This window comes from uncultured Negativibacillus sp. (assembly GCF_944388365.1).
Taxonomy (GTDB): Bacteria; Bacillota; Clostridia; order Oscillospirales; family Ruminococcaceae; genus Negativibacillus.
The window spans coordinates 1-2,720 of record NZ_CALXIN010000162.1 but is presented as its reverse complement, the minus strand read 5'-3'; the positions used below and the strand labels follow the sequence as shown (position 1 = coordinate 2,720).

The window sequence follows — 2,720 nt, the reverse complement described above, 5'->3', positions numbered from 1 at the left end:
AGCCCGCACCCGCGATTACTTTCCTTTCACGAGGAAAGTAATCAAAGGCGTGCCAAAGAGGAGGTATCCTCTTTGGATTCTCCTCTGAGGGGCACATCCCCTCGGGAACTTCGCGAAGCGAAGTTCTCTCCCCCTGTCTGCTCCGCCAGCAGGAGGATGTCAGGTATCGCACCTGCCACTTCGGACAGCAGAGTGCCTTCGTCGAGCGCAGCCTCTGCCGTTACAGTGGGGTTTCAAAAGGGGCTTGCCCCTTTAGTGAAGCTTTTCAAGCTTCCGAAATCCAACCAGGAGGTTTTTGGCGCGCCTTTCGTCCATTTCCTCGCGATAGGAAATGGACCCCGGGGTGCAGGGGCGGGGAGCCCCCCTGCAAAAAAGGGTCGTGCAGGAACTCTCCTGCATTATTAGAGAGTAAACGCTACTTCGCCTTTCTGAATCTCCTCCCACAGAGGGCTCATCGAACGCAGCGTCGATACGATCTGCGGCAGCTTCTCCAGAATGTAGTCTACATCCTCCTCGGTGTTGAAGTCCGACAGACTCAGACGTACCGAGCCGTGTGCCACCTCATGCGGCAGTCCGATGGCAAGCAGTACATGGCTGGGATCCAGTGAGCTGGATGCACACGCCGAACCCGACGAAGCAGCAATGCCTGCCAGATCCAGACGAAGCAGCAGCGATTCGCCTTCGATGCCTAAAAACGAGATGTTGCAGTTGCCTGGCAGACGGTCATGGCGTGGACCGTTCAGACGGCACATCGGCACCTTTTCCAGAATGCCATCGATCAGACGGTCGCGCATTGCGCTGACCTTTTTAGCAGTTTCGGGCATTTCCTCGACTGCGATGCGGATGGCTTCGCCCAGTCCGACGATGCCTGCTACGTTTTCGGTGCCGGCGCGCTTGCCGCGCTCCTGTGCGCCGCCGTCAATCAGGCTGGGAAGCGGAATGCCGCGGCGGCAGTAGAAGGCGCCCACGCCCTTTGGACCGTGGAATTTGTGCGCGGACAGCGACAGCAGATCAATATTCATCGCTTTGACGTCGATCGGCACATGGCCCGCCGCCTGTACTGCGTCGGTGTGAAACAGCACGCCGGCTTCACGGCAGATGGCGCCGATCTCGGCGATAGGGTAGAGGGTGCCGATCTCATTGTTTGCAAACATGATGGATACAAGTCCTGTTTCAGGACGGATGGCTGCTTTTACCTGCTCAGGGTCGATGCGGCCCTCCTTGTCCACCGGCAGGAAGGTCACCTCAAAGCCTTCCTTTTCCAGCCGCTGGGCCGAATGGATCAGCGCGTGATGTTCCACCGCAGAGGTGATAAAGTGATTTTTGCCCTTTTTCTTGAGAGAATACATGAGTTCCTTGACCCAGTTGTCAGCCTCGGTGCCGCCGCCGGTAAAGAGAATCTCAAACGGATCGGCGTTGATGGCCTTTGCCACCTGGGCGCGGGCATTTTCGATGGCGCGTTTGGCATGGTTGCCAAAGCGGTAGAGGCTGGAGGGGTTGCCGTACTCCTCGGTCAGATAGGGCATCATGGCGTCGAGCACCGGCTGAGAAAGTTTGGTGGTCGCCGCATTGTCGGCATAAACAAATCGTTCCATAAGATAATCGTCCTTTCATTTGTGCTTGTGGTTGGTTTCTGCACCGGTTGAAAGTCGGCGGAAACATCCTTAATGTTCAGGATGAGTTTATTATATACCAAATAGGTGTATAATTCAAGAGGAAACCGACAAATCCTTCTATATTTCCGCCTTAAACTTCATTGACTGTTCGACTGCCAGCTGGTCACAGCGTTCATTTTCAGGGTGACCGGCGTGACCCTTGACCCAGACAAACTGGACATGGTGGACATTCAGCAGATCGAGCAGCTGTTCCCACAGGTCAGGGTTTAAGGCAGGCTCCTTTTTGTTGCGCATCCAGCCGTTGGCGCGCCACTTTTGTGCCCAACCCTTTTCGACCGCGTCGATGATATATTTGGAGTCGGAACACAGTATCACATCGCACGGTTCCTTGAGTGCGGAGAGTGCGGTAATGACAGCAGTCAGTTCCATACGGTTGTTGGTGGTGCTGGCAGCACCGCCGGACAGTTCTTTGGTGGTACCGCGGTAGCGCAGGATCGCTCCATAGCCGCCAGGGCCAGGGTTTCCCGAGCAAGCGCCGTCGGTAAAGATTTCCACTTGTTTTCGTTGTGCCATGGGCAGACTCCTTTACATCAAAACAGTGATACGAGTTTATTATAGCCGATTCCACCGGCAAGTACAAGTAGCGAAGGCTTTTCCTATTGTTGCGCAGCGAAAGCTTTCGCTGCGCGGGCATGAGAAGGAAATAGAGTTTCCTTCTCCGAACCTTTTCTTCCTTGCAGGAGAGTTCCTGCGGACCATATTGCGGGCTTACTCAGCCCGCACCCGAGGTTCCTTTCTTCTCGAAAAGAAAGGAACCAAAGATTCGCCAAAGAGGAAGTGTCCTCTTTGGATTCTTCTCTGGAGGGGCACATCCCCTCGGGAACTTCGCTTTGCGAAGTTCTCTCCCCCTGTCTGCTCCGCTAGCAAGCAAATATCAGGTTTTGCACCTACTACTTAGGGCAGTGGGAGCTTACGTCGTTGCAGCGACTTTCTTGGGAGCATGGGGTTTCAAAAGGGGCTTGCCCCTTTCGCTGGAAATCCAAAAACCAGGAGGTTTTTGGCGCGCCTTTCGTCCATTTCCTCGCGATAGGAAATGGACCCCGG

2 protein-coding genes are annotated in these 2,720 nt (G+C 54.9%); both read right to left on the bottom strand.

Translation table 11 applies throughout. The features are described from left to right. Positions 1-401: 401 nt before the first annotated feature. Positions 402-1,595, bottom strand: a complete 1,194-nt coding sequence (nifS, locus tag Q0L39_RS11545) for a cysteine desulfurase NifS (RefSeq protein ID WP_296629331.1) — start codon at positions 1,593-1,595, stop codon at positions 402-404. A gap of 138 nt (positions 1,596-1,733) precedes the next feature. Beyond that, positions 1,734-2,189 carry a ribonuclease HI gene (rnhA, locus tag Q0L39_RS11540; protein ID WP_296629330.1) on the bottom strand — a complete coding sequence of 152 codons (456 nt, stop codon included), beginning with the start codon at positions 2,187-2,189 and terminating at the stop codon, positions 1,734-1,736. Between the last annotated feature and the right edge of the window lie 531 nt (positions 2,190-2,720).

What these genes read in the sequence shown, in the direction of transcription:
- nifS (WP_296629331.1), bottom strand. Translation starts at nt 1,595, where the DNA reads ATGGAACGATTTGTTTATGCCGACAATGCGGCGACCACCAAACTTTCT.
- rnhA (WP_296629330.1), bottom strand. Translation starts at nt 2,189, where the DNA reads ATGGCACAACGAAAACAAGTGGAAATCTTTACCGACGGCGCTTGCTCG.